Annotated in this window: 41 protein-coding genes; all 41 read left to right on the top strand. The window is 44.1% G+C overall.

What is annotated here, in order from left to right:
* The first annotated feature begins 83 nt into the window (after positions 1 to 83).
* Positions 84 to 1,097: an ABC transporter permease gene (locus CST_RS12420; protein ID WP_323054196.1), complete on the top strand. Its 1,014-nt coding sequence runs from the start codon at positions 84 to 86 to the stop codon at positions 1,095 to 1,097.
* Positions 1,098 to 1,110: 13 nt separating this feature from the next.
* Positions 1,111 to 2,064, top strand: a complete 954-nt coding sequence (locus CST_RS12415) for a carbohydrate ABC transporter permease (protein WP_015360279.1) — start codon at positions 1,111 to 1,113, stop codon at positions 2,062 to 2,064.
* 46 nt (positions 2,065 to 2,110) lie between these two features.
* The gene (locus CST_RS12410) at positions 2,111 to 3,637 is read left to right on the top strand and encodes an ABC transporter substrate-binding protein (protein ID WP_015360278.1); all 1,527 of its coding nucleotides are present in this window, start codon (positions 2,111 to 2,113) and stop codon (positions 3,635 to 3,637) included.
* A 217-nt stretch (positions 3,638 to 3,854) separates the two neighbouring features.
* Entirely contained in the window at positions 3,855 to 4,310 is a 456-nt protein-coding gene (locus tag CST_RS12405; protein WP_015360277.1) for a phage holin family protein, read from the top strand.
* Positions 4,311 to 4,414: 104 nt separating this feature from the next.
* A complete protein-coding gene (locus tag CST_RS12400; protein WP_015360276.1) occupies positions 4,415 to 5,392 on the top strand; it encodes a pectinesterase family protein in 978 nt (325 codons plus the stop codon).
* On the top strand, positions 5,368 to 5,508 hold the full coding sequence (locus CST_RS13595) for a hypothetical protein (RefSeq protein ID WP_169316007.1): 141 nt from the start codon (positions 5,368 to 5,370) through the stop codon (positions 5,506 to 5,508). Before CST_RS12400 ends, CST_RS13595 begins: the two co-directional genes overlap by 25 nt.
* A complete protein-coding gene (tsaE, locus tag CST_RS12395) occupies positions 5,483 to 5,917 on the top strand; it encodes a tRNA (adenosine(37)-N6)-threonylcarbamoyltransferase complex ATPase subunit type 1 TsaE (RefSeq protein WP_015485169.1) in 435 nt (144 codons plus the stop codon). Before CST_RS13595 ends, tsaE begins: the two co-directional genes overlap by 26 nt.
* A complete protein-coding gene (gene tsaB, locus CST_RS12390) occupies positions 5,914 to 6,630 on the top strand; it encodes a tRNA (adenosine(37)-N6)-threonylcarbamoyltransferase complex dimerization subunit type 1 TsaB (RefSeq protein WP_015360274.1) in 717 nt (238 codons plus the stop codon). The genes tsaE and tsaB overlap by 4 nt, the downstream gene beginning before the upstream one ends.
* The gene (rimI, locus tag CST_RS12385; RefSeq protein ID WP_015360273.1) at positions 6,620 to 7,075 is read left to right on the top strand and encodes a ribosomal protein S18-alanine N-acetyltransferase; all 456 of its coding nucleotides are present in this window, start codon (positions 6,620 to 6,622) and stop codon (positions 7,073 to 7,075) included. Before tsaB ends, rimI begins: the two co-directional genes overlap by 11 nt.
* A gap of 400 nt (positions 7,076 to 7,475) precedes the next feature.
* Positions 7,476 to 7,787 carry a 30S ribosomal protein S10 gene (gene rpsJ / locus CST_RS12380; RefSeq protein ID WP_015360272.1) on the top strand — a complete coding sequence of 104 codons (312 nt, stop codon included), beginning with the start codon at positions 7,476 to 7,478 and terminating at the stop codon, positions 7,785 to 7,787.
* A gap of 58 nt (positions 7,788 to 7,845) precedes the next feature.
* Positions 7,846 to 8,478: a 50S ribosomal protein L3 gene (gene rplC, locus CST_RS12375; protein WP_015360271.1), complete on the top strand. Its 633-nt coding sequence runs from the start codon at positions 7,846 to 7,848 to the stop codon at positions 8,476 to 8,478.
* Between the two features lie 30 nt (positions 8,479 to 8,508).
* Entirely contained in the window at positions 8,509 to 9,135 is a 627-nt protein-coding gene (rplD, locus tag CST_RS12370) for a 50S ribosomal protein L4 (protein WP_015360270.1), read from the top strand.
* The gene (gene rplW, locus CST_RS12365; RefSeq protein ID WP_015360269.1) at positions 9,135 to 9,488 is read left to right on the top strand and encodes a 50S ribosomal protein L23; all 354 of its coding nucleotides are present in this window, start codon (positions 9,135 to 9,137) and stop codon (positions 9,486 to 9,488) included. The genes rplD and rplW overlap by 1 nt, the downstream gene beginning before the upstream one ends.
* 121 nt (positions 9,489 to 9,609) lie before the next feature.
* Positions 9,610 to 10,443, top strand: coding sequence for a 50S ribosomal protein L2 (gene rplB / locus CST_RS12360; protein WP_015360268.1), 834 nt, complete (start codon positions 9,610 to 9,612; stop codon positions 10,441 to 10,443).
* Between the two features lie 23 nt (positions 10,444 to 10,466).
* Positions 10,467 to 10,748, top strand: coding sequence for a 30S ribosomal protein S19 (gene rpsS, locus CST_RS12355; RefSeq protein ID WP_015360267.1), 282 nt, complete (start codon positions 10,467 to 10,469; stop codon positions 10,746 to 10,748).
* Positions 10,749 to 10,849: 101 nt separating this feature from the next.
* Entirely contained in the window at positions 10,850 to 11,326 is a 477-nt protein-coding gene (gene rplV, locus CST_RS12350) for a 50S ribosomal protein L22 (protein WP_015485168.1), read from the top strand.
* Positions 11,327 to 11,342: 16 nt separating this feature from the next.
* A complete protein-coding gene (rpsC, locus tag CST_RS12345) occupies positions 11,343 to 12,005 on the top strand; it encodes a 30S ribosomal protein S3 (RefSeq protein ID WP_015360265.1) in 663 nt (220 codons plus the stop codon).
* Positions 12,005 to 12,439: a 50S ribosomal protein L16 gene (gene rplP / locus CST_RS12340; RefSeq protein ID WP_015360264.1), complete on the top strand. Its 435-nt coding sequence runs from the start codon at positions 12,005 to 12,007 to the stop codon at positions 12,437 to 12,439. Before rpsC ends, rplP begins: the two co-directional genes overlap by 1 nt.
* Complete coding sequence (rpmC, locus tag CST_RS12335; protein WP_015360263.1) at positions 12,426 to 12,626, top strand: 50S ribosomal protein L29; 201 nt, start codon at positions 12,426 to 12,428, stop codon at positions 12,624 to 12,626. Before rplP ends, rpmC begins: the two co-directional genes overlap by 14 nt.
* Before the next feature lie 24 nt (positions 12,627 to 12,650).
* On the top strand, positions 12,651 to 12,908 hold the full coding sequence (gene rpsQ / locus CST_RS12330) for a 30S ribosomal protein S17 (RefSeq protein ID WP_015360262.1): 258 nt from the start codon (positions 12,651 to 12,653) through the stop codon (positions 12,906 to 12,908).
* A gap of 93 nt (positions 12,909 to 13,001) precedes the next feature.
* Positions 13,002 to 13,370 carry a 50S ribosomal protein L14 gene (rplN, locus tag CST_RS12325; RefSeq protein ID WP_015360261.1) on the top strand — a complete coding sequence of 123 codons (369 nt, stop codon included), beginning with the start codon at positions 13,002 to 13,004 and terminating at the stop codon, positions 13,368 to 13,370.
* A gap of 97 nt (positions 13,371 to 13,467) precedes the next feature.
* Entirely contained in the window at positions 13,468 to 13,812 is a 345-nt protein-coding gene (rplX, locus tag CST_RS12320; protein WP_015485167.1) for a 50S ribosomal protein L24, read from the top strand.
* A 22-nt stretch (positions 13,813 to 13,834) separates the two neighbouring features.
* On the top strand, positions 13,835 to 14,374 hold the full coding sequence (gene rplE / locus CST_RS12315; protein ID WP_015360259.1) for a 50S ribosomal protein L5: 540 nt from the start codon (positions 13,835 to 13,837) through the stop codon (positions 14,372 to 14,374).
* Positions 14,375 to 14,388: 14 nt separating this feature from the next.
* The gene (locus tag CST_RS12310) at positions 14,389 to 14,574 is read left to right on the top strand and encodes a type Z 30S ribosomal protein S14 (protein ID WP_015360258.1); all 186 of its coding nucleotides are present in this window, start codon (positions 14,389 to 14,391) and stop codon (positions 14,572 to 14,574) included.
* A 30-nt stretch (positions 14,575 to 14,604) separates the two neighbouring features.
* A complete protein-coding gene (gene rpsH / locus CST_RS12305; RefSeq protein ID WP_015360257.1) occupies positions 14,605 to 15,003 on the top strand; it encodes a 30S ribosomal protein S8 in 399 nt (132 codons plus the stop codon).
* A 115-nt stretch (positions 15,004 to 15,118) separates the two neighbouring features.
* Positions 15,119 to 15,661 (top strand): 50S ribosomal protein L6, encoded by a 543-nt coding sequence (rplF, locus tag CST_RS12300; protein ID WP_015360256.1) that lies wholly within the window; start codon positions 15,119 to 15,121, stop codon positions 15,659 to 15,661.
* Between the two features lie 20 nt (positions 15,662 to 15,681).
* A complete protein-coding gene (gene rplR / locus CST_RS12295) occupies positions 15,682 to 16,050 on the top strand; it encodes a 50S ribosomal protein L18 (RefSeq protein ID WP_015360255.1) in 369 nt (122 codons plus the stop codon).
* 25 nt (positions 16,051 to 16,075) lie between these two features.
* Complete coding sequence (rpsE, locus tag CST_RS12290) at positions 16,076 to 16,576, top strand: 30S ribosomal protein S5 (RefSeq protein ID WP_015360254.1); 501 nt, start codon at positions 16,076 to 16,078, stop codon at positions 16,574 to 16,576.
* 11 nt (positions 16,577 to 16,587) lie between these two features.
* On the top strand, positions 16,588 to 16,767 hold the full coding sequence (gene rpmD / locus CST_RS12285; RefSeq protein WP_015360253.1) for a 50S ribosomal protein L30: 180 nt from the start codon (positions 16,588 to 16,590) through the stop codon (positions 16,765 to 16,767).
* 14 nt (positions 16,768 to 16,781) lie between these two features.
* Positions 16,782 to 17,219 (top strand): 50S ribosomal protein L15, encoded by a 438-nt coding sequence (gene rplO, locus CST_RS12280; protein ID WP_015360252.1) that lies wholly within the window; start codon positions 16,782 to 16,784, stop codon positions 17,217 to 17,219.
* A 1-nt stretch (position 17,220) separates the two neighbouring features.
* Complete coding sequence (gene secY, locus CST_RS12275; RefSeq protein WP_015360251.1) at positions 17,221 to 18,516, top strand: preprotein translocase subunit SecY; 1,296 nt, start codon at positions 17,221 to 17,223, stop codon at positions 18,514 to 18,516.
* Positions 18,517 to 18,586: 70 nt separating this feature from the next.
* Positions 18,587 to 19,234, top strand: a complete 648-nt coding sequence (locus CST_RS12270; RefSeq protein ID WP_015360250.1) for an adenylate kinase — start codon at positions 18,587 to 18,589, stop codon at positions 19,232 to 19,234.
* A gap of 9 nt (positions 19,235 to 19,243) precedes the next feature.
* The gene (map, locus tag CST_RS12265; RefSeq protein WP_015485166.1) at positions 19,244 to 20,005 is read left to right on the top strand and encodes a type I methionyl aminopeptidase; all 762 of its coding nucleotides are present in this window, start codon (positions 19,244 to 19,246) and stop codon (positions 20,003 to 20,005) included.
* A 77-nt stretch (positions 20,006 to 20,082) separates the two neighbouring features.
* Positions 20,083 to 20,373, top strand: coding sequence for a KOW domain-containing RNA-binding protein (locus tag CST_RS12260; protein WP_015360248.1), 291 nt, complete (start codon positions 20,083 to 20,085; stop codon positions 20,371 to 20,373).
* 13 nt (positions 20,374 to 20,386) lie between these two features.
* Positions 20,387 to 20,605: a translation initiation factor IF-1 gene (gene infA, locus CST_RS12255; RefSeq protein WP_015360247.1), complete on the top strand. Its 219-nt coding sequence runs from the start codon at positions 20,387 to 20,389 to the stop codon at positions 20,603 to 20,605.
* Between the two features lie 33 nt (positions 20,606 to 20,638).
* Positions 20,639 to 20,752 carry a 50S ribosomal protein L36 gene (gene rpmJ / locus CST_RS12250; protein WP_015360246.1) on the top strand — a complete coding sequence of 38 codons (114 nt, stop codon included), beginning with the start codon at positions 20,639 to 20,641 and terminating at the stop codon, positions 20,750 to 20,752.
* Positions 20,753 to 21,010: 258 nt separating this feature from the next.
* Positions 21,011 to 21,379, top strand: coding sequence for a 30S ribosomal protein S13 (gene rpsM / locus CST_RS12245; protein WP_015360244.1), 369 nt, complete (start codon positions 21,011 to 21,013; stop codon positions 21,377 to 21,379).
* 18 nt (positions 21,380 to 21,397) lie between these two features.
* Positions 21,398 to 21,793 (top strand): 30S ribosomal protein S11, encoded by a 396-nt coding sequence (gene rpsK / locus CST_RS12240; RefSeq protein ID WP_015360243.1) that lies wholly within the window; start codon positions 21,398 to 21,400, stop codon positions 21,791 to 21,793.
* 144 nt (positions 21,794 to 21,937) lie between these two features.
* Positions 21,938 to 22,564 carry a 30S ribosomal protein S4 gene (gene rpsD, locus CST_RS12235; protein WP_015360242.1) on the top strand — a complete coding sequence of 209 codons (627 nt, stop codon included), beginning with the start codon at positions 21,938 to 21,940 and terminating at the stop codon, positions 22,562 to 22,564.
* Positions 22,565 to 22,674: 110 nt separating this feature from the next.
* Positions 22,675 to 23,625 (top strand): DNA-directed RNA polymerase subunit alpha, encoded by a 951-nt coding sequence (locus CST_RS12230; protein WP_015360241.1) that lies wholly within the window; start codon positions 22,675 to 22,677, stop codon positions 23,623 to 23,625.
* Positions 23,626 to 23,652: 27 nt separating this feature from the next.
* Positions 23,653 to 24,183, top strand: coding sequence for a bL17 family ribosomal protein (locus CST_RS12225; RefSeq protein WP_015360240.1), 531 nt, complete (start codon positions 23,653 to 23,655; stop codon positions 24,181 to 24,183).
* Positions 24,184 to 24,209: the final 26 nt, after the last annotated feature.

The raw sequence follows: 24,209 nt of genomic DNA, 5'->3' as shown, positions 1-24,209 counted from the left end.
CCTCTGATACGATCCAAGTGTGACGATTGGTGTGGTGTTTATCGGCCTTGTGCCGGTGCTCTTTGGTTTTCCGCGAAAGACTTATGAAAGAGAAATTTAAAAAATGTGAAGGGGTTAAGATGATGCATTCGGGAAGGGATAACACTACCGTTATAAAACCAACCTCTCACAGGGGGTTCTTATACGAACTCAAAAACAACTGGCAATTGTTTTTGATGCTGCTTCCGGGCGTGGTTGTACTTATTATAAACAATTACATCCCTATGTTGGGAATTGTTATTGCCTTCAAAAGATACCGCTTCCACGGGGATTTTATAAGCAGCATAATCCAGAGCGAATGGATAGGGTTTAAAAATTTTGAATTTTTCTTTAAAACGCCGTACGCTTACCAGATTACCCGGAACACAATACTGTATAATCTCGCATTCATCATACTCGGTTTAATTATTCCGGTTGCTTTTGCGATCATGATGAACGAAATTACAAACAAAAAATTGTCGAAGGTCTATCAGAGCGTTATGTTTCTGCCCTATTTCCTGTCCTGGATTATAGTAAGTTACCTCGCTTATTCGTTTTTAAGCATTGAAAACGGTTTTCTGAACAGAACCCTGCTGGCGGCTTTCGGCATCAGCCCGATCAAATGGTATTTTGAGCCCAAATACTGGCCGTTTATAATTATTTTCTTCCAGTTATGGAAATATACAGGTTATAATACTGTGGTATACCTGGCGGCTATATCAGGTATAGACAATGAGTACTATGAAGCCGCCGAAATTGACGGGGCGACGAAATTTCAGCAGATAAGATACATAACAATACCGCTGTTGCGCTCACTGATGATAATTCTGACGTTGCTTGCGGTGGGCAGAATTTTTAACGCCGACTTCGGCCTGTTTTACCATGTCCCGAGAAACAGCGGACAGCTTTATCCTGTCACCGACGTTATAGATACCTATGTGTACAGGGCGTTGAGAAACACAAACAATATTTCAATGGCTGCGGCTGCGGGCACGTATCAGGCCATTGTTGGCTGTATTACGGTATTTACCGCGAATTTCATCGTAAGAAAAATCGACCGGGATAAGGCACTGTTTTAAGGGGGCGCTGATAATGAGTAGTGAGATGGTGCGCAATTCCGATATGGCCGTTAAAAAGTTTTTCAGGGGGAAAAGTGTCGGGAACAGGATATCGCCGTTTGCCAACGTACTAATTAATTTGTTTTTCATAATCTGCAGCATAATATGCGTAGCTCCGATTTTGCTGATAATTGCGATTTCCTTTACCGATGAAAAGGAACTTCTGGTTAACGGATACAGTTTCTTTCCGTCGAAGTATTCGCTGAAAGCTTATGACTATGTTATTTCGGCCGGTGATACAATCTGGAGGGCTTACGGTGTTTCGGTCATTGTAACGGTGCTGGGAACGATTTTGAGCCTTGCTGTTATATGTTTTTATGCTTACCCGCTGTCCCGGCAGAGCTTTAAATACAGAAATTTCTTCTCCTTTTTCGCGTATTTCACAATGATATTCGGTGGCGGGCTTGTTCCGTGGTATATGGTGTATACCCAACTGATCCCCATAAAAAATACCATTTGGGTGATGATAGTTCCATATTTAATGAACGCATGGTACATGATGATAATGAGGACGTTTTTCAAGACCACCATTCACGAGTCAATCATAGAGTCGGCAAAAATAGACGGCGCCGGTGAGTTCAGGATTTTCTTTGTAATTGTATTGCCGTTGTGCAGGGCGGGTCTTGCGACAATAGGACTTTTCTGCACGTTGGGGTATTGGAACGACTGGTGGCTCCCGCTGATGTTCATAACCGAACACAGGCTTTATAACATTCAGTATCTCATGTACCAGACACTTAACAGCATACAGTACCTTGTAAGCGGCAGTGCCCAGTTTTCCGAATCTTCCAAAATACTTGCCGAGCTTCCCAGTGAAAGCGCAAGAATGGCTATAGCCGTGCTTTCCATAGGCCCCATCATATTCGCCTATCCGTTTTTCCAGAAATATTTCGTTAAGGGCCTTACCATTGGCGCCGTAAAGGGCTGAAACCGTTATACGGTTCTGTAAATAAAAAAATTTAAGGAGGGATTTTATGTTAAAGGGAAAAAGAATTTTCAGCTTCCCGCTTATTATGCTCCTGGCGCTGGCCCTGATTCTTACAGGATGTACATCAAGGACTTCAACACCGGAGGGCGGAACAACCGTTGACACCGGCAACGACGTCAAAACTCCTACAGAAGAACCCACCGTCACGCTCACATGGTATCTTGTAGGCAACAGACAGGAACCCGATACGCCCAAAGTCCTTGCCGAGGCAAACAAGTACCTGAAAGACAAGCTGAATGTTGCCATTGACCTGTATGTATTCGGCTGGGGCGACGAATATGACCAGAAGGTAAATACGGCACTGGCGGCAGGAGAACCAATTGATATTGTGTTTACCGCAAACTGGGCCGCAAATTACAATGTAAATGCCGCGTCGGGTTATTTTACCGAACTGAACGGGTATCTGGAAAAATATCCAGCAATAAAACAAATCCTCGGTGAAGATTTCCTTAACGGTTCGGCAATCAACGGCAAGAACTACGCCCTTCCGACCAACAAGGAAAAGGTGCATAACTGGGGATGGCTTCTCAGAAAAGATCTTGTGGAAAAATACAACATGGATATCAGCAACATTAAAACAATAGAAGCAATTGAACCGCTGCTGAAAATAATAAAGGAAAACGAACCGGATATTATACCGCTGTGTATTGCCACAATGGATGCGCCTTTCCAGCTTCTTGACTGGGACCGCATCAGTGACGACGATGTTCCCGGTGCACTATACCCCGATAACAGGGATACGAAAATAATTAACCACTTCCTTGCCCCTGAAAGCATAGAACACTATCATCTTATGAGGGACTGGATGAACAAAGGATATATTCATCCCGACGCCGCAACAATGCAGAATCAGGTTGAGCTTATGAAGTCAGGAAAATATTTTGCGGCATCTCAGTCCCTGAAACCCGGAAAAGATGCCGAAATGTCGGCTACTACGGGAATTGAGTGGGTACAGGTTGATGTAACGCGTCCCGTTATGTCCAACCGTGAAACTACGGGAGCAATGCTGGCAATACCCAAAGCGTCGAAGAATCCCGAAAAAGCTTTCCTGTTCATAGAACTGCTGTATACCGACAAATACCTGAAGAATCTTCTGAACTATGGTATTGAAAATGTTCATTACAGGAAGATAAACGATAATGTGATTGAACTTATAAATCCTGAAAATTCAGGATATAATCCGGGACATGGATGGAAATTCGGCGATCAGTTCAAAGATTACCTGATGAGCAACGAGGATCCGCAGAAGTGGGAAAAATTCCTGAAATTCAACGAAGAAGGCCTGGTGCTGAACAGTCTTGGATTCGTATTTGACAAGACCAACGTGGAAACCCAGATTTCAGCCTGCAAAAACGTTGTTCAGGCATATTACAAGCAACTGTTCACAGGTTCGGTTGAAGTGGAGCCTACCGTTGAGCAGTTCGCAAAAGAGCTTAAAGCGGCAGGCGTGGATGAGCTCATTGCCGAAATGCAGAGGCAGTATGACGAATGGCTTAAGAATAAACCGAAATAATCGTTGTTGTAATATTCGCTTTGCCGGCCGGGTTTTCCCGGCCTTTTTTTTGTCATGGCCTTGCGGCACTGTACTCTCCGCCGCATGTCGGTTTTTACGGGGCGGAGCCGGTCGAGCGCAATTGCATTTTGCCTGCATGGAGCACTGTTGCAGGGGTTTGTCAACTTTTCCCGGCGTGCATATAATAAATTAACCTTAACTGAAAAGAGGGGATTTTATGTACAGGCTTATGCAGGCGTTGGAAACAAAAACCTTTCTTGGTTCCCTGGTTATGGTAATCGCCTATGTTTCCAATTCGATGCATGAGGTTTTTGTAATACTGGCGGCGTTTATGGTTCTGGATTATATAACGGGCATTATCTGCGGGCTGGTTAAAAACAACGGGTTTAATTATAAAAAGGGAATCAGGGGCGCTTTAAAAAAGCTGTCGTACCTGATACTTATACTTGTCACAATCCTGGTTGAATTTTTGATTAAATATTTGACAGAGAACACGGGATTTGACATCAAAATAGAAAACTCCATTACGATGGCGGTTTATATATACCTTATCGGCACCGAAGGCTTGAGCATAATCCAAAATCTCATTATCCTGGGCATTCCCGTTCCTCCGTTCATGATAAAACTGTTCGGGCTGGTAAAGGACGAATCGGGTAATATAATAAGGAAATAGTTACGTTTTTTTGTTTTGTAAAAAAGATAATTGTAAAATGCGTTTATATTAAATATACTCAAATATAGATTTAATACCATTCAGAAACGAAAGGGGCAGGAAACATGATCGTCGCAGCGGACGGAAGCGGAGATTATCTTTCGCTGGGACAGGCCTTGCAGGCACTGGAAAATATGAAAGACAGCGGCGAAAGAGTTGTAATTCATATTAAGAAAGGAATATACAGGGAGAAACTTCACATAAGCAGGCCCAATGTCACACTGATTGGGGAAGACGCCGAATCAACGGTGATTACTTACGACGACTATGCAAGGAAGAGGTTTGAAAACGGCGAAGAATACGGTACGTTTAATTCATATACCGTTCTTATTACTGGCGACGGATTTGAAGCGCGCAACCTGACTATTGAAAACGCGGCAGGATCGGGTACAATAAAGGGACAAGCCCTTGCAGCTTACGTGGATGCCGACCGTGCAGTGTTCCGGAACTGCCGTTTTTTGGGGCATCAGGATACTCTCTTCACAGCACCGCTGCCCCCGGCGCCTATTATAAAAAACGGATTTAAAGGGCCGGGTGAGCACAGAGAAAGAAAAATGCAGAGTCACTATTATGAAAACTGCTATATTGAAGGCGATGTGGATTTTATATTCGGCTCGGCAACAGCGGTTTTCAAGAACTGTACTATTGTGTCGCTGGACAGGGGTGAACCAGAAGGCGGCGTAAACGGATATATTACGGCCGCGTCCACGCCTGAAGGCGTGAAATACGGTTATGTTTTTATTAACTGCAGGCTTCTGGGCAAATGCAAACCGTCCACCGTGTATCTCGGCAGACCGTGGAGGAATTTTGCGAGAACCGTTTTTATAAATTGCTATATGGATGATCATATTAAAAGTGAAGGCTGGCATAACTGGGATAAACCTGAAAGCGAATCCACCGTTTTTTATGCCGAGTATAACAGCTACGGGCCCGGGGCCCGGCCCGATAAAAGGGTTCAGTGGGCAAAAATACTTACCGATGAAGAGGCAAAGGAATATACCATTGAAAAAATCCTGCCGTGGCTGAGCGGCAGACAGGAATGACAGGAACTGTAAAGTACCTGTATGAATTTGCAATACCGGGGGACAGTAAAGGTATTGATGTAAACAGTGAACCATGGAATGGAGATAGCGATGTTTACGGTGATTTCGGAAAGTGAAGCCGATACCGTCAGGTTTGGAGAGAAAATAGCGGCAAAACTGAAAAAAGGCGACATTATTGCTTTGACCGGGGATTTGGGAACGGGCAAGACCGCGTTTGTCAAAGGCCTTGCCCGTGGTCTTGGCGTTGCCGAATATGTTACAAGTCCCACGTTCACTCTGGTGCAAAGCTATAAAGGCCGTGATGTCAGTCTGCACCATTTTGACGTGTACCGTATATCCGACGAGGAAGAGATGTTTGAGATAGGTTTTAATGAATACCTGTACGAAAATGATATTTGTGTAATTGAGTGGGCGGATTTGATAAAAAACCTGATCCCGCCGCGGGCGATATGGATACATTTCGAACGGACAGAAGACGGTGCGGACAAGCGAAGGATTACTGTAAAGGGGCTTGAAAGCGAATGATTATACTTGCTTTGGATACGTCGGCACAGGCAGCGTCGGTGGCAGTGGTAAAGGATGGCTACCTTACGGGCGAAATAACCATCAGGAACGGAAAAACCCATTCGCAGAAAGTTATTCCGATGATCCACCAGTTGCTTGAAATACTTGATTATAAGCCGGAAGACCTGGATATGCTGGCGGTTGCAAACGGCCCCGGTTCTTTTACCGGGCTGAGAATAGGTGTGGTTACGATAAAAGCAATGGCTTACGCGCTGAATTTGCCCGTTGTGGAGGTTTCAACCCTTATGGCTCTGGCATATACCGTAAGTGCCCCCGACGGGCTGGTATGCCCTGTAATGGACGCGCGGAACCGCCAGGTTTACACCGGGCTTTATAAAATAGACAACGAATCGGTATCGGTTCTGATGGAGGATACAGGGATAGCCATTGAGGAACTTGTATCTAAACTTAGGGCGTATGATATGCCGATACATTTTGTTGGTGATGCCGTTTCGTTATACGAGGACTATATACTTGATCAGGGTATAAAGGCAAGGTTTGCACCCGATAACATTTTTACGCATCGGGCTGCAGCAGTGGCGTATCTTGCCTGGTTAATGCAGAAAGACGGAAAGGTTACCGATGCATTTCATGTGGTCCCGAATTACCTCAGAAAATCACAGGCTGAAAGGATGAAAGAACTGTTATCGGGGAGTAACTCCAATGGAAAATGAGCTGACTATCAGACCGATGAGACTTGAAGACATAGACAGAGTGCTTGCCGTTGAAAAACGCTCATTTACAAGTCCGTGGTCCAGGCTGATGTTTTTTGATGAACTGGAAAATCCCCGTGCCCGTTATTTTGTCGCTGAGATTTCGGGCAGAATAGTGGGGTATACCGGGTTTTGGATTATATTGGACGAAGGCCATATTACAAACATAGCGGTGGATCCGTCGTATCGAAGGATGAAAATTGGAACAAGGCTGATGGAAAAGATTATTGAATCGGCCAGGAGCAGTAAACTGCGGGCACTGACGCTGGAGGTAAGAAAAAGCAACATTGCCGCAATATCGATGTATAAGAAGTTCGGCTTCAAGGTTGAAGGGCTGAGGAAAAACTATTACAGCGACACCCATGAAGACGCACTTATAATGTGGTGTTATCTGGACGGGGAATAATTAAAAATTTAACGTAGAATTTTAAGTAAAAAATTTATGAAAAATACTTGTCATGCCCAAAAAACTATAGTATAATGTTGCCTGTTGTGACATGGCATACGATGAAGTTGGAGATTGCCGGAATTCCGGGGAACTTCAACGGAGAATGTCCGATTCGTAGAAACCGGGCGACAAGTCACTGTACATCTTGCGTTCATGCATGTATTCATGTACATGCGTGAAGTATGTTTGTTACTGAGCCTAGGTTTACAAGTTGGGGTCAACTTGTCATGTCCTGGGTTTTATATATTTAAGGATGCGACACACCCGGCAGAGTGTACAGCGAAAAACTTGTTGCGATACCACAAAAGGAGCTGTTTTACAAAACCTTTGTTTAAAGCAAGGATTAGGAGGCATATGTATGGCGAGCAATCAGAAAATTCGTATTAGGTTAAAGGCTTTTGATCATCAATTGCTTGATCAATCGGCTGAAAAAATAGTTGAAACAGCAAAGAGGACTGGTGCAAAAGTTTCGGGTCCTGTGCCGCTGCCAACTAAGAGAGAAGTTATTACAATTTTGCGCGCTCCTCACAAGTATAAGGATTCGCGTGAGCAGTTCGAAATAAGAACTCATAAGAGACTGATAGACATCCTTGTTCCCACACCGAAGACCGTTGATGCGTTAATGAGGTTGGATTTACCGGCAGGGGTGGATATTGAGATCAAGCTGTAAATCGACAGTAATGTTATGTTCGATTTATTCGAACCAATGACAGGAGGGAAATGTAAAAATGAAGAAATGTATGCTGGGTAAAAAGATTGGTATGACTCAAATCTTCGCCGAAGATGGGACATTGATTCCCGTAACGGTTATAAAGGCAGGACCCGTAACGGTGATTCAGAAGAAAACTGTGGAAACTGACGGGTATAATGCGCTGAAGGTAGGATTTGAGGATGTAAGCGAAAAGAAGGTAAATAAACCGACAAAGGGCCAGTTTGACAAGGCCGGAGTGAGCCCGAAAAAGTATTTGAGAGAGTTCCGCATTGAGAATGTTGATAACTATGAAGTCGGACAGGAAATAAAAGTACAGGATATGTTCAGTGAAGGCGACAGAGTGGATGTAACCGGTATTTCGAAAGGTAAAGGTTTCCAGGGTACGATTAAGCGCTTTGGAGCGAGCCGCGGACCCATGTCACACGGTTCGGGTTATCACAGAGGCGTTGGTTCGATGGGTGCTAATACCGATCCCGCACGTGTTTTCAAGGGCAAAAAGATGCCGGGGCATATGGGAAATGAAAAAGTTACTGTACAGAACCTGACTGTTGTCCGTGTTGATGCTGAAAGAGGCCTGCTGCTCGTTAAGGGAGCGGTACCCGGTGTTAAAGGCGGGCTCTTAATGATCAAGGATTCGGTCAAGGTGTAAAGCACTTACGAGATGGAAGGAGGACCTGAAATGCCAAAAGTGGATGTATACAATATCAAAGGCGAAGTCGTAGGGGATATATACCTCAGCGATGATATATTTGGTGTAGAAGTAAACACGGATGCCATGCATACCGCGGTAGTCAACCATCTGGCCAACACACGTCAGGGAACGCAATCAGCCAAGACCAGAAGTGAAGTACGGGGCGGTGGCAGAAAGCCGTGGAGGCAGAAAGGTACAGGTCGTGCCCGTCAGGGTAGTATCCGTGCCGTTCAGTGGAAAGGCGGCGGTGTGGCTTTTGCTCCGAAACCGAGAAGTTATCGTTACACAATTCCCAAGAAACTGAAGAGGCTTGCACTGAAAAGTGCACTGACCACAAAGGTACTGGACAACAACATTATAGTTCTTGATGAACTGGTAATGGATGAAATCAAGACAAAGGAATTTGTAAAAATTTTGAAGAATCTGAAAGTTGCCGATGAATCAGCATTGGTGGTGCTCCCTGAAGTTGATGAAAAGGTCATCAAATCAGCCAGGAACATACCCGATGTAAAGACAGCTCTTGTAAATACAATTAACACCTACGATATACTGAAATACAAGAAGTTCATTATCACCAAGGCAGCTGTTGCCAAGGTTGAGGAGGTGTACGCATAATGAAGCTTGCTGAGGATATTATTATCCGTCCGTATATAACCGAAAAGAGCTATGAAAACATGGCCCAGGGCAAATACACCTTTATTGTGGATCCGAAAGCAACAAAAACAGAAATCAAGCATGCTGTTGAAAAGCTTTTCAATGTCAAGGTTTTATCGGTGAATACCGTTAACTATAAAGGAAAAGAAAAAAGACTGGGTGTGCATGTGGGAAGAACATCCAAATGGAAAAAAGCCATTGTTAAAATCGATACCAATCCTCAACCTGTAACTTATCTTGACAAGGAAGGCAAACCTGTAACGGTGGCTAAGAAATATAAGACCGAAATTGAGGAATTCGGTGGAGCGCAATAATACTAAATTCATAACGGGCAATCGCGGTAAAGAAGGCAGATTGCTGCAGCTATTCGGTTGAATAGGTTATACAGTCGGCCTGCTAACGGATAGATGCAATTAACGTAAAGGAGTGAATGTAATGCCAATAAAAAAATACAGACCAACTTCTCCTGGAAGAAGAAATATGACTGTGTCTACCTTTGAGGAAATTACAAAGCATGAACCGGAAAAATCCTTGCTGGTTCCTGTTAAGAAAACCGGCGGACGAAATTCCTACGGAAAAATAACCGTAAGGTTCCGTGGCGGCGGAGCGAAAAGACATTACAGACTTATAGATTTCAAGAGGGATAAGGACAATATACCGGCAAAGGTTGCAGCCATTGAATACGATCCTAACCGTTCGGCGCATATAGCTCTTCTGCACTATGCAGACGGAGAAAAGCGGTACATTCTTGCCCCGCTTGGTCTTAAAGTCGGTGATACCGTTATGTCGGGAGAAAATGTCGACATACGCGTAGGAAACGCACTCCCGCTGAGAAATATTCCGATAGGTTCGATTATTCACAATATAGAACTGAAACCCGGAAAAGGCGGGCAGCTTGTTCGTGCGGCCGGCAATATGGCCCAGCTGATGGCAAAAGAGGGAAACTATGCTCAGGTAAGGCTTCCTTCCGGTGAAGTTCGCATGATTAGCTTGAATTGCAAGGCAACCATTGGACAGGTTGGAAATGTGGATCATGAAAACGTAAGCATAGGTAAAGCGGGAAGAAGCCGCTGGTTGGGCAGAAGACCGCATGTCCGCGGTTCTGCTATGAACCCGAATGACCATCCTCATGGCGGTGGAGAAGGAAAATCTCCCATTGGTATGCCAAGTCCTGTTACTCCTTGGGGTAAGCCTACATTGGGTTACAAGACAAGGAAGAAGAGAAAACTGAGTGACAAGTTCATTATTAAGAGACGTAATGCCATTTAAGGTATCGGGAGGAGGTTTGTTCTGTGGGTAGATCATTAAAAAAAGGACCTTTTGTTAGCGAAAGTCTGCTGAAGAAGATTGAGGAAATGAATGCGAAAGGTGAGAAGAAGGTTATAAAAACCTGGTCAAGAGCGTCTACCATATTCCCTCAGATGGTTGGGCACACCATTGCCGTTCATGATGGAAGGAAACATGTTCCCATATATATAACTGAAGATATGGTTGGCCATAAATTAGGCGAGTTTGCACCCACCCGTACCTTCAGGGGTCACGGTAAGGACGAAAAAAGCAGCAAACTGAAATAAATTTTGAAGTCAAACTGACAGCAACAAATGCAGAAGCCTAAGCGGGGTTCTGGTTTGAAGCCACGTAAAATATCGGTACAAAGCCAAAAGGAGGAATCGACGTGGGTAGAAAGGTTATGTCCAGGGACGAACTTCTGGAAAAAAAGGACGAAATATTGGCTCAATACCGGCAGGCACGCAGAAAATCTGAAAAGCTTCCAATACTCACGAAAAAAGAGAAGAAAATTCTGGGCATTGGAAAGGATGAAGGCAGAGCCGTATTGAGAAATGTCAGGGTGTCGTCCAGAAAAGCAAAATTGGTTATTGATTTGATACGTAACAAGAAACTTGATGAGGCTTATGCCATTTTAAGATATACACCGAAGAGAGCGGCAGGAATCCTGGAAAAACTGCTGAAATCTGCAGAAGCTAATGCCGTGAACAACAACGGTCTGAACCGCGACAATTTATATGTGGCCGAAATTTATGCAACCCAGGGACCGACTATGAAGAGAATCAGACCGAGGGCACACGGGCGTGCTTACAGGATAAACAAAAGAACCAGCCATATTACTGTGGTGTTGAGAGAAATGGCATAAATAAGGAGGTTTTCTAATGGGCCAGAAAGTTAATCCGCACGGACTTAGAATCGGAATTATTAAAGACTGGGACACGAAATGGTACGCGGAGAAAAAGGATTTTGCCAATTTTCTGATCGAAGACTACAACATCAGAAAGTATATAAAGAAGAAGCTGTATATTGCAGGTATTGCAAGGATTGAAATTGAGCGTGCCGCAAATAAAATAAAACTGAACATTCATACCGCAAAACCCGGTCTTGTGATTGGAAAAGGCGGTACGGGAATTGAGCAGCTCCGGAAGGAAATAGAAAAACTCACAGGAAAGAGTGTGTTGATTAACATTACAGAAATAAAGGTTCCGGAACTGAATGCCCAGTTAGTTGCGGAAACCATTGCCAGCCAGCTTGAACGCAGAATTTCATTCCGCCGTGCAATGAAACAGGCAATGTCGAGAGCCATGAAAGCCGGAGCGAAAGGAATAAAGACTGCGGTATCAGGGCGTATTGCAGGTGCGGAAATAGCAAGAACAGAACATTATCATGAAGGGACAATTCCTCTTCAGACACTGAGAGCCGATATAGATTACGGTTTTGCAGAAGCAGATACCACATATGGCAAGCTCGGTGTTAAGGTTTGGATATACAAAGGTGAAGTGCTTCCCGCTAAAAAGGACAAAAAGGAAGGGGGAGACAGATAATGTTAATGCCGAAAAGAGTTAAATACAGACGTGTACAGAGGGGAAGAATGAAGGGAAAGGCAACACGTGGTAACGTGATTGCATACGGTGAATATGGACTTCAGGCTTTGGAACCCGGCTGGGTTACCAGCAACCAGATTGAGGCAGCGCGTATCGCAATTTCCCGTTTTGTAAGAAGAGGCGGAAAGATTTGGATTAAAATTTTCCCTGATAAGCCTGTAACCAAAAAACCGGCTGAAACCCGTATGGGTAGCGGTAAAGGTGCACCGGAATACTGGGTGGCGGTTGTAAAGCCGGGACGCATTATGTTTGAAATAGCAGGAATTCCGGAAGAAGAAGCCAGAGAAGCATTGCGTCTTGCATCACATAAATTGCCGATCAAATGCAAGGTAGTAGCACGGGAAGAGGTAGGTGGAGCAAATGAAAGCAAGTGAACTGAGAGAAAAAAGTATTGCTGAATTACAGCAGGAATTACAGGAATTAAAGAATGAACTGTTTAAATTGCGCTTTCAGCATGCAACAAATCAATTGGATAACCCGATGAAACTGAAAAGCGTTAAAAGGGACATAGCCCGTGTGAAGACCGTTATACGGGAAAAGGAACTGGGAATTAAGCGTTAATGACCGGAAGGAGGTTTGTTCCGCATGGCTCAGAGAAATTTGAGAAAGACCCGCGTTGGCAGAGTGGTCAGCGATAAAATGGATAAAACCATTGTTGTTGCCGTAGAAAACATCGTAAGACACCCACTTTACAAAAAGACGATGAAGAGAACTCTTAAGCTGAAAGCTCATGATGAGAATAATATCTGCAGGGTTGGCGATATAGTGCGCGTTATGGAAACCAGACCGTTGTCAAAGGAAAAAAGATGGCGCCTGGTTGAAATAATTGAAAGAGCAAAATAAGTGTATTGTTGATGAGTATCGGAAATTTTGTTCGAATTCAGATTGACTGTGCAGCAAAAGGAAGCTGAATATCGGTTTAGGGAGGTGCCTGAAATGATTCAGATGCAGACAATACTTAGGGCAGCCGATAATACGGGAGCAAAAGAACTTATGTGTATAAAGGTACTCGGTGGCTCTAAGAGAAAATATGCAAATATAGGGGATGTAATTGTTTGTTCTGTTAAAGATGCAACGCCCGGCGGTGTTGTAAAGAAAGGTGAAGTTGTTAGGGCTGTTGTGGTCCGTTCTGTAAAGGGAGTAAGACGCAGCGACGGTTCATATATCAGATTTGACGAAAATGCCGCAGTTATTCTCAGGGATGACGGAAGTCCGAGAGGAACACGTATTTTCGGACCTGTTGCCAGAGAACTGAGGGAAAAGGATTTCATGAAAATTATTTCTTTAGCGCCCGAAGTTATATAAGCAAACAAAAAGAAAACGGTTTTTGTGATGTTTTACCGTAATGGGCAAACAGGAACAGGTTAAAGTGCAAAAACCGGAGAGAGGGGAGGCACGTGAATTGAAAAACAAAGTTCATGTAAAAAAAGGTGATACCGTTTATATACTTAACGGAAAAGACAGGGGCAAAAAGGGAAAGGTATTGAGAGTACTGCCATCCAAGCAGATGGTTATTGTGGAAGGAGTTAACATGGTGGCAAAACATGTTAAGCCGAGAAGCGAACTCCAGCAGGGTGGCATTATTCACAGAGAAGCACCGATATACGCGGCTAAGGTAATGCTGGTTTGCAGCAAATGCGGTGCTCCCACAAAGGTAGGAAAGAAGATTCTGGAAGACGGTTCGAAAGCCCGTGTTTGCAAGAAATGCGGTGAGATTATCGATATTCTGAAGAAAAGCGGGGACTAATTTGAAGGGAGGTTAACCGATAATGCCAAGATTACTGGACAAATACAGGGAAGAGGTTGCTCCGGCACTGAAAGAGAAGTTTAATTATAAAAATCCGATGCAGATACCAAAGCTTGTGAAAATAGTTATCAATATGGGTGTTGGCGATGGAAAAGACAATCCCAAGGCTCTGGAATCTGCTGTTAACGAACTTGCGTTAATATCAGGGCAAAAGCCTGTGGTGACCAAGGCAAAGAAGTCCATTTCAAACTTTAAAATCCGTCAGGGGATGAACATCGGCTGCAAAGTTACACTCAGAGGAAACAGAATGTATGAATTTGCTGACAAGCTGTTCAATATAGCCCTCCCGAGAGTTCGTGACTTCCGGGGAATAAATCCCAATTCATTTGATGGACGCGGCAATTTCTCGCTGGGCGTAAAGGAACAGCTGATTTTTCCTGAAATAGACATTGACAAAGTTGAAAAAATACGCGGAATGGATATTACTTTTGTTACTACAGCCAAAACTGACGAAGAGGCGAAAGAACTGCTGGCACTCTTAGGAATGCCATTCAGCCGTTAAGGGAGGTATATGGTTTGGCAAAGAAATCATTAATTCACAAACAAAAATTAAAGCCCAAATTTTCAACCCGTTATTATAACAGGTGCAAAATTTGCGGAAGACCTCATGCGTATATGAGGAAATTCGGGGTATGCCGTCTGTGTTTCAGGGACCTGGCTTATAAAGGTCAGATACCCGGCGTGAGAAAAGCCAGTTGGTAACAGTTCAGTACCGGAAGGAGGTCGTAACCAATGAATGCAACCGACGTAATTGCTGATATGCTGACAAGAATAAGGAATGCAGCGAATTCGAAGCATGAAACGGTAGATATTCCTGCGTCGAATTTGAAAAAGAGAATAGCGGAAATCCTTCTGGAGGAAGGATACATTAAGGGATTCACCGTAATAGACGACAAAAAACAGGGTATCATTCGCATAACGTTGAAATATACAGAAAACAAGAAAAGTGTCATTTCAGGAATTAAGAGAATTTCAAAACCCGGGCTCAGGGTTTATGCCGGAAAGGACGAGCTTCCAAAAGTGCTTGGAGGCCTGGGAATTGCTATTATATCCACATCAAAAGGCGTAATGACCGATAAAGCTGCGAGAAAAGCAGGTGTCGGAGGAGAAGTGCTTGCCTTTGTATGGTAAGCAGTAACCGATAACAGGTCGGTGAACATAAAAGAACATATGAACTGAAAAGTTCTGAAAAGGATGGAATTAATGGAGATTCCATCTTCAATGTAAGGACGGAGGTGTAAAATTAATGTCCCGTGTAGGAAAAATGCCGGTAGTTATACCAGCAGGCGTAGATGTAAAAGTTAACGGACATGAAGTTACTGTTAAAGGTCCGAAAGGAACACTCACTCAGGTTTTTCACCCTGACATGACAATAGAAAAGGAAGGTAACCAGGTAATTGTTAAAAGACCTTCTGACCTGAAAAAGCATAAAGCTTTGCATGGCCTTACCCGTACACTGATAAACAATATGATAATTGGCGTAACTCAGGGTTATGAAAAGCGGCTTGAAATCAACGGTGTTGGTTACAGGGCCCAGAAGCAGGGTAAAAAGCTCATTTTAAACTTAGGTTTTTCACACCCTGTTGAAATCGAAGAACCTGCAGGAATTACCATCGATGTACCGGATCAGAACCAGATAATTGTCAAGGGAATAGACAAACAGCTGGTGGGGCAGGTTGCCGCGGTAATTCGCAGCAAGAGACCGCCTGAACCATACAAGGGTAAGGGTATCAAGTACGTCGATGAAGTAATTATCAGAAAAGAAGGTAAAACAGGGGCTAAGAAATAGCAGAAAGGAGTGAGTGGCATATGATTAAGTTTCAGGATAAGAACGAAGTCCGGAAGAAGAAACATTTAAGGATACGCAAAAAAATAAAGGGAACGGCAGAAAAGCCGAGACTGTGTGTTTACAGGAGCTTAAAGCATATCTATGCGCAGATTATTGATGATGAATCCGGACGTACGCTTGTTGCCGCATCCACGCTGGATGAAGCTCTCAGAGGAAAGCTTGAGCATACCGGAAACAAGGCTGCGGCTCGTGAAGTTGGAAAATTAATTGGCCAGAGGGCCATTGAAAAGGGAATAAAGAAAGTTGTTTTTGACAGAGGCGGATACCTCTATCACGGAAGAGTACAGGAACTGGCGGACGGAGCAAGAGAAGCCGGCCTGGAATTTTAGTTCTTGAACAAAGGAGGGGAGTCACTTGCAGAGAATTGATCCTAGCACATTAGACTTAAAAGAAAAGGTTGTAAATATCAGACGTGTAGCCAAGGTTGTTAAGGGCGGCCGCAATTTCCGTTTCAGTGCCCTGGTTGTGATTGGTGATGAAAACGGACATGTAGGCGTGGGAACAGGAAAAGCTGCCGAAATACCCGATGCAATCCGTAAGGGTATTGAAGATGCGAAAAAACACCTGATAAGAGTTCCGTTGTCGGGAACAACAATTCCGCATGAGTCACTGGGCGAATACGGAGCAGGAAAAGTATTGCTGAAACCGGCCGAGGAAGGAACGGGTGTTATCGCCGGGGGACCTGTACGTGCAGTTCTTGAACTGGCAGGTATTCGCGACATTCGTACGAAGTCACTTGGGTCCAACAATCCCACCAATATGGTTCGTGCCACCATTGAAGCACTTTCCCAGTTGCGTACCGCAGAGGAGTATGCAAGGTTAAGAGGAAAAACGGTTGAGGAAATCTTGGGATAGGAGGCTTTTCCATGGGTGATTTGAAAATAACGCTTGTTAAGAGTACCATCGAATCTAAGAAAGATCAGAAGGCTACCGTTGAAGCTCTTGGCCTTCATAAAGTAGGAAGCTCCGTAATAAAAAAGGACAATCCGGCAATACGCGGAATGATAAAGAAAGTGGAACACCTGGTTGAAGTGGAAGAAATATAGGGAGGTGAAAACCTATGACATTGGCTGATTTAAGACCTGCTGTACCCAAAAAACGGGGGAAAAGGGTAGGAAGAGGCATAGGCTCAGGAAGAGGTAAAACTTCCGGAAGAGGTCATAAGGGACAAAACGCCCGTTCAGGCGGTGGCGTAAGGCTCGGTTTTGAAGGAGGACAGATGCCTCTTTACAGAAGGATTCCCAAGAGAGGATTCAATAACATATTTGGGAAAAAATACACCGAGGTTAAGCTCTCCGACCTGGAAAGATTTGAAGACGGAACTGTGGTTAATGCAGAGCTGTTGCTGAAAGAAAAAGTAATCAAGGAAAAAAACGACGGTATTGTAGTGTTGGGATCCGGAGAAATAACCAGGAAACTGACGGTACAGGCCGCAAGATTTACAAAATCTGCTCAGCAGAAGATTGAAGCTGCAGGAGGAAAGGTAGAGGTGGTATAATATGGCGAATAACATGGTGGCATCCATCAGGAATGCCTGGAAAGTCCCTGAACTTCGCAAGAGGATGCTGATGACAGTACTGATGCTGTTGATTTTCCGGCTTGGTACTCACATTCCGGTACCAGGCTTAAGTGCGGCAGCATTATCGCAGTTGGCTCAGACTGGAAGCTCTTTGTTTGGTTTTATTAATATAATATCGGGTGGCGCTTTCAGTAATGCCAGTATATTCTCCATGTCTATTTCACCATATATTACTGCCTCTATTATAATTCAGTTACTGACCATTGCCATTCCAAAACTTGAACAGCTCTCAAAGGAAGGAGAGCATGGAAGAAAGATCCTGGCCCAGTGGACACGTTACAGTACTGTGATACTTGGATTTATACAGGCATCGGCCATGTATGCAGGTATCAGAGATGCGGTCGTAAGAAGGAATTTCTGGTCCTATCTGACAATAACGCTGACCTTTACCGCAGGTACGGCGTTTCTGATGTGGCTGGGAGAACAGATTACCGAATACGGTATAGGGAACGGAATTTCACTGCTGATTTTCACCGGAATATTGAGCAGAGGTCCTTCTCTTGCAGCCATACTGTATGAATACCTCAGGGCTGAAATTCTCGGCCCGGGGGTTGTGGGATACATTGTGCTGGTTGTTATAATCCTTGTCATGATTGCAATGATCGCACTTGTTGTTTATGTGCAGGAGGCCGAAAGAAGAATCCCCGTTCAGTATGCAAAGCGAGTGGTAGGACGCAAAATGTACGGCGGGCAGAGTACGCATATACCCATCAAGGTAAACTCCGCCGGAGTAATGCCGATAATCTTTGCAATGTCGATAATGACATTCCCGCCCACGATAATAAACCTGATATGGGGTTCGAAGGAAACAGGGCCGGTATTGACTTACCTTAAAAATATCAACGACAAATGGTGGTTCACTATAGCATATGCTCTGCTGGTTATGTTCTTTACATTCTTCTATACAATGATTGCGTTTAACCCGATAGAGCTTGCAAATAACATCAAGAAAAACGGAGGATTTGTACCAGGTATAAGGCCGGGGAAACCTACAGCCGACTATATTACAAAAGTACTTAACCGCGTAACATGGTTCGGGGCGTTTTTCCTCGCGCTGGTTACAGTGTTGCCAAGCTTGCTTCAGGCATTTACTAAGATATCCAACGTATGGCTGGGCGGGACATCGCTGCTGATTTTGGTCAGTGTGGCCATAGAGACGGTAAGACAGATAGAATCGCAGCTTATGCTGAGACATTACAAAGGATTCCTGGATTAAAGAATAATCGGCAGGAGGGGGCTTTGTCCTTGCTCCTGCCAAAACCTGAATTCGTAGAAGGTGTTTGGCAATGAGACTGATTTTGTTAGGAGCTCCCGGTGCGGGGAAAGGTACACAGGCTGTTAATCTGTCGCAAAGGCTTAATATTCCCCATATTTCAACGGGAGACATTTTCAGGGCCAATATTAAAGAGGGAACCGAACTGGGAAAGAAAGCAAAGGAGTATATAGATCAGGGGCTTCTGGTACCCGACGATCTGACGGTCAGCATTGTGAAGGACAGGATACAGAAGCCTGACTGCAGCAACGGGTTTTTGCTTGACGGTTTTCCTCGTACAATACCACAGGCTGAGCAGCTTGACGAAGTTTTAAAAGGTATGGGACTGAAACTGGACGCTGTAATCAACCTTGAAGTCCCCGATGAAGTTATCGTGAAGAGAATGGCAGGCAGAAGGGTATGCAGAAGATGTGGCATGGCTTATCATGTTGTCACGAATCCTCCCAGGGTTGAAGGCAAGTGCGATTCATGCGGCGATGAACTGATAATTCGCGACGACGATAAGGAAGAAACCGTCATCGAAAGACTGAAAACCTATCATGAAAAAACTGAACCGCTGATAGGTTATTATAAGGAAAAAGGTTTGCTTCTTCAGTTTGATGGTACGAAAGCCATTCTGGAAACCACCAGCGAAATAATGGAAGCGTTGTTGAAAAAGTAGGCGATAGTGATGATAACAATAAAATCGCAGCGGGAAATAGACCTGATGCGAAAGGCCGGATATATAGTGGCGATGGCACATCGCAGGATAGAGGAACTGATAGCGCCGGGGATAACAACCAGGGAACTTGACAGAGCTGCGGAGGAAGTCATCCGGAAATTGGGTGGTATTCCTTCTTTTAAAGGTGTACCAAATCCGTACGGAGGGATTGACTTCCCGGCCAGTATCTGTGCCTCGGTAAACCACGAAGTCATTCATGGTATACCAAATGATATACCTCTGAAAGAAGGAGACATTGTCAGCATCGACATAGGTGCGATATATGAAGGTTACCATGGAGATGCGGCAAGGACTTACGAAGTGGGAAAAGTATCTCCGGAAGCAAAAAGGCTGATTGCAGTTACAAGGGAAAGTTTTTACAAGGGCATTGAAATGGCCAGGGAAGGCATGAGAATCCGGGACATATCGCGGGCGATTCAGCAGTACGTTGAACAGAACGGCTATTCGGTAGTCCGTGATTTTGTTGGGCATGGCATCGGAAGAGAGATGCATGAGGAACCACAGATACCGAATTTTGTCACACTGGAACGCGGCCCGCGGTTGCGTAAAGGCATGACTTTGGCAATCGAACCCATGGTTAACGAAGGACGCTGGGAAGTGGATATACTGAGCAATAAGTGGACGGTGGTTACGAAAGACGGAAAGCTGTCTGCCCATTATGAAAACACCATTGTTGTGACCGAAAACGAGCCCGAAATACTGACAGAATGAAAATTTTATTAATAGCTTGAAAAACCATTGAAATTACTTTAAAATATAGTAGTTAAGCCCTAAAAAGGATGATTTGAATGGACTGGTCAAATCCTGTGATTGGCAGGGTTGCGTACTCCAAGGCAGGCAGGGATAAAGGTAAACTGTTCATAGTTATCGGTATAGTGGATGAAGATTTTGTGCTGGTTTGCGACGGGGATTTAAGACCCGTTGAGAAACCTAAAAAGAAAAGGATTAAGCACTTAAAATATACGGATTTGGTGGCTGAAAATATTGCTGAGATTTTAAAAAGCGGCAGAATGCCGCTGAACGCTGACATTCGGAAGGCAATAAAGGAAATGAAAAAAATTCTGGAGGAGGAAAGTTAAGGAGGGTGTCGATTTGTCAAAGGAAGATGTAATCGAGGTTGAAGGTAGGGTTATTGAAGCAATGCCTAATGCAATGTTCAGGGTTGAGCTTGAAAATGGCCATAAAATCCTTGCTCATATTTCAGGTAAACTGAGAATGCATTATATCAGGATTTTACCCGGTGATAAGGTCACAGTGGAAATGTCGCCATACGACCTTACCCGAGGACGTATAACCTGGAGAGGAAAATAACAAAACGCACATTTATGACGGGAGGGTCGGATTATGAAAGTTAAACCTTCAGTAAAAAAAATATGCGAAAAATGCAAGATTATTCGCAGGAAAGGCAGAGTAATGGTAATCTGTGAAAACCCTAAGCATAAACAGCGCCAGGGATAACGGAAAGTTGCTTTTTGGGTGAAGGAAAATATAAAAAAGCTGAATATGGTTCCGGATTTTTCGGAACCCGAACGAAAATAAGGGTTCAAAAACCGCGGCTGCAACAAAATTTGTTTGTTGCTTTTGAACCTTTTATATAGATATGTTGAAGTTGGGTATAATTGCAGGAATAATATAATCACTGACGGCATTGCCAGGCAGAAGTATTATTCGGTAAAAGGTCATATAAAATGCGAATGCTTTCGGAGGTGTAAAAAATTGGCTCGTATTGCAGGTGTTGATCTGCCAAGAGATAAAAGGGTTGAAATAGGGTTGACCTATATATTTGGAATAGGAAGGACCCGGTCTAAGCAGATATTGGAGAAAACAGGCATTAATCCCGATACCCGGGTAAAAGACCTTACGGACGATGAAATCAACAGGCTCAGAGAGACCATCGAAAAGGAATATGTTGTTGAAGGTGATCTCAGAAGAGAAATTGCGATGAATATCAAAAGGCTGATAGATATCGGATGCTACCGGGGAAGAAGACACAGAATGGGATTGCCTGTGCGTGGTCAGAGGACAAGAACCAACGCAAGAACAAGAAAAGGCCCGAAGAAAACGGTGGCCAACAAGAAGAAATAACGGGAGGTTGGTTATTAAATGGCAGCTAAAGTTGCTCGTAGAACAAGAAAAAAAAGAGAGAAAAAGAATGTTGAGCGTGGATGTGCGCACATTCATTCCTCTTTCAATAATACAATCGTAACAATCACTGATGTCCAGGGAAATACAATTGCATGGGCAAGTGCAGGAGCGCTGGGCTTTAAGGGCTCGAAGAAGAGTACTCCTTTTGCGGCACAGCAGGCAGCGGAGGCAGCAGCAAAAGCAGCTATGGATCATGGAATGAAATCGGTGGCTGTATATGTTAAAGGTCCCGGTGCAGGACGTGAAGCGGCAATACGCGCGCTGCAGGCTGCAGGACTTGAGGTAACAATGATAAAGGATGTTACGCCCATTCCCCATAACGGTTGCAGGCCTCCAAAGAGAAGAAGAGTATAAACAAATTGATTGGAAATAACGTATGTTGTCGATAATTTATAAGAGTAGATGGTCCGTAAACATTATGCAAAATAACGGTTAAGGGTTGTTTGTTAATGCAGGACCTGATAAAACTTGTGAATTTAGTCGGAGGTGTAAATATAAATGGCAAGATATACAGGTGCATCTTGTAGATTGTGCCGCAGGGAAGGTCAAAAGCTTTTCCTGAAGGGTGAAAGATGCTATTCGAATAAATGTGCTATCGAGAGAAGGTCTTATGCACCGGGTATGCACGGCCAGCAGAGGAAGAAGCTGTCCGAATACGGCATACAGCTTCGTGAAAAGCAGAAGGCGAAACGCTTTTACGGAGTTCTTGAAAGCCAGTTCAGAAAATATTATGAAATGGCTATCCGCAGAAAGGGAATTACCGGTGAAATCCTGCTTCAAATTCTTGAAAGCCGCCTGGACAATGTAGTATACAGAATGGGTTTCGGTACATCAAGAGCAGAAGCACGTCAGCTGATTACCCACGGCCACTTCCTTGTAAACGGAAAAAGAGTGAATATTCCTTCCTACCTGGTTAGGGAAGGTGATGTGGTTGAAGTGGCTGAAAAGAGCAGGAAACTGGAGCGTTTCAAGGAAATCCTCGAAGTTACTGGAGGCAGGACTGTACCGAAATGGCTTGAAGTCGATCATGAGAATATGAAAGGCCGGGTTGTTACATTGCCTGCAAGAGAAGATATCGATCTGCCGATTGAAGAGCATCTTATTGTTGAGTTGTACTCGAAGTAACCGATATAGCCTCTGCAATAAGCAACTGCTTTTATGGTTGCCCTCGTTTAAGCGGATTGCGCCTGTTAAGCATTCCGCGTTGTAATTAAGTGTAACAGGGAGGGTCTTTGATGATAGAAATTGAAAAGCCGAAAATTGAATGTGTGGAAATGGCCGAGGACTTCACCTACGGGAAGTTTGTAGTTGAGCCGCTCGAAAGAGGATATGGGATTACTTTGGGAAATTCTCTGAGGCGTGTATTGCTTTCTTCACTTCCGGGGGCTGCGGTGACTTCAATAAAGATAGACGGCGTGCTGCATGAATTTTCAACCATTCCGGGCGTTGTGGAAGATGTAACCGAAATCATACTGAACATTAAGGAACTTTCGCTGAGACTTCATTCAGACGGTCCAAAGGTAATTTATATTGATTATGAAGGCGACGGTGAAATAAAAGCAGGCGATATTAAGACAGACGCGGACGTGGAGATTCTGAATCCCGATCTGCATATAGCAACTATCAGCGGAAATCATCGGCTGTATATGGAAATGATAGTGGACAGGGGCCGCGGATATGTACCTGCTGAGAAAAACAAAAAGCCTAACCAGCCTATTGGTATAATTCCCGTCGATTCAATTTATACACCGGTTAAAAAAGTAAACTACACAGTGGAAGATACCCGTGTAGGTCAGGTAACCGATTATGACAAGCTTACGATAGAAGTCTGGACGAACGGCAGCATCCATCCCGACGAGGCGATAAGTCTTGCTGCAAAAATACTGAGTGAGCACCTGAACCTGTTCATAAATCTGACCGAGCACGCAAAAGATGCGGAAATCATGGTGGAAAAGGAAGAGACGAAGAAGGAAAAGGTGCTCGAAATGACGATTGAGGAACTGGATCTTTCGGTACGTTCCTACAATTGTCTGAAACGAGCCGGCATAAACACCGTTGAGGAGCTTATCAGCAAGACGCCTGAAGAGATGATGAAAGTGAGGAACCTGGGGCGTAAGTCTCTTGAAGAAGTAATACAGAAACTGGAGGCCCTGGGGTTGTCTTTGGCCCCGTCTGAAGACAGCTGATAAAAAACTATAAGGAGGGAACTTACAATGCCTTGGCAAAGGAAACTGGGAAGACCGACAGATCAGAGAAAGGCTATGCTGAGAAGTCTGGTAACTTCACTTATTATGTATGGAAGAATTGAAACAACCGAAGCAAGGGCCAAAGAGGTTGCGCCTATTGCAGACAGGTTGATTGCTATGGCTGTTAAGGAGTGCGATAACTTTACAACCAAACAGGTTAAAATAAGTGCGCCCGTTCTTGACAGCAAGGGAAATAAAATGACCAAGTCCAAGAAATCAAAGAACGACAGAAGCTATGAAGTTGTTGAAAGGGAAGTAAAGACCGAAATGAAGCCTGTTGACAGCCCTTCAAGACTTCATGCAAGAAGAATGATGATTTCATGGCTTTACAGAGTCAAGGACAAGAACGGCAAGAACATAAACCTTGCAAACAAACTGCTGGATGAGATTGCCCCGCGTTATAAGGAACAAAACAGGACAAGCGGTTTTACAAGAATGTATAAGATAGGGCCGCGAAGAGGAGACGGGGCAAACATGGTAATACTTGAGCTTGTGTAATAAATAACGGCACTTCATGAGGGGAG

The sequence above is a fragment of the Thermoclostridium stercorarium subsp. stercorarium DSM 8532 genome, from assembly GCF_000331995.1.
Taxonomy (GTDB): domain Bacteria; phylum Bacillota; class Clostridia; order DSM-8532; family DSM-8532; genus Thermoclostridium; species Thermoclostridium stercorarium.
Note: the sequence above shows the minus strand (reverse complement) of the source record. Positions and strands in the feature narration are given on the sequence as shown.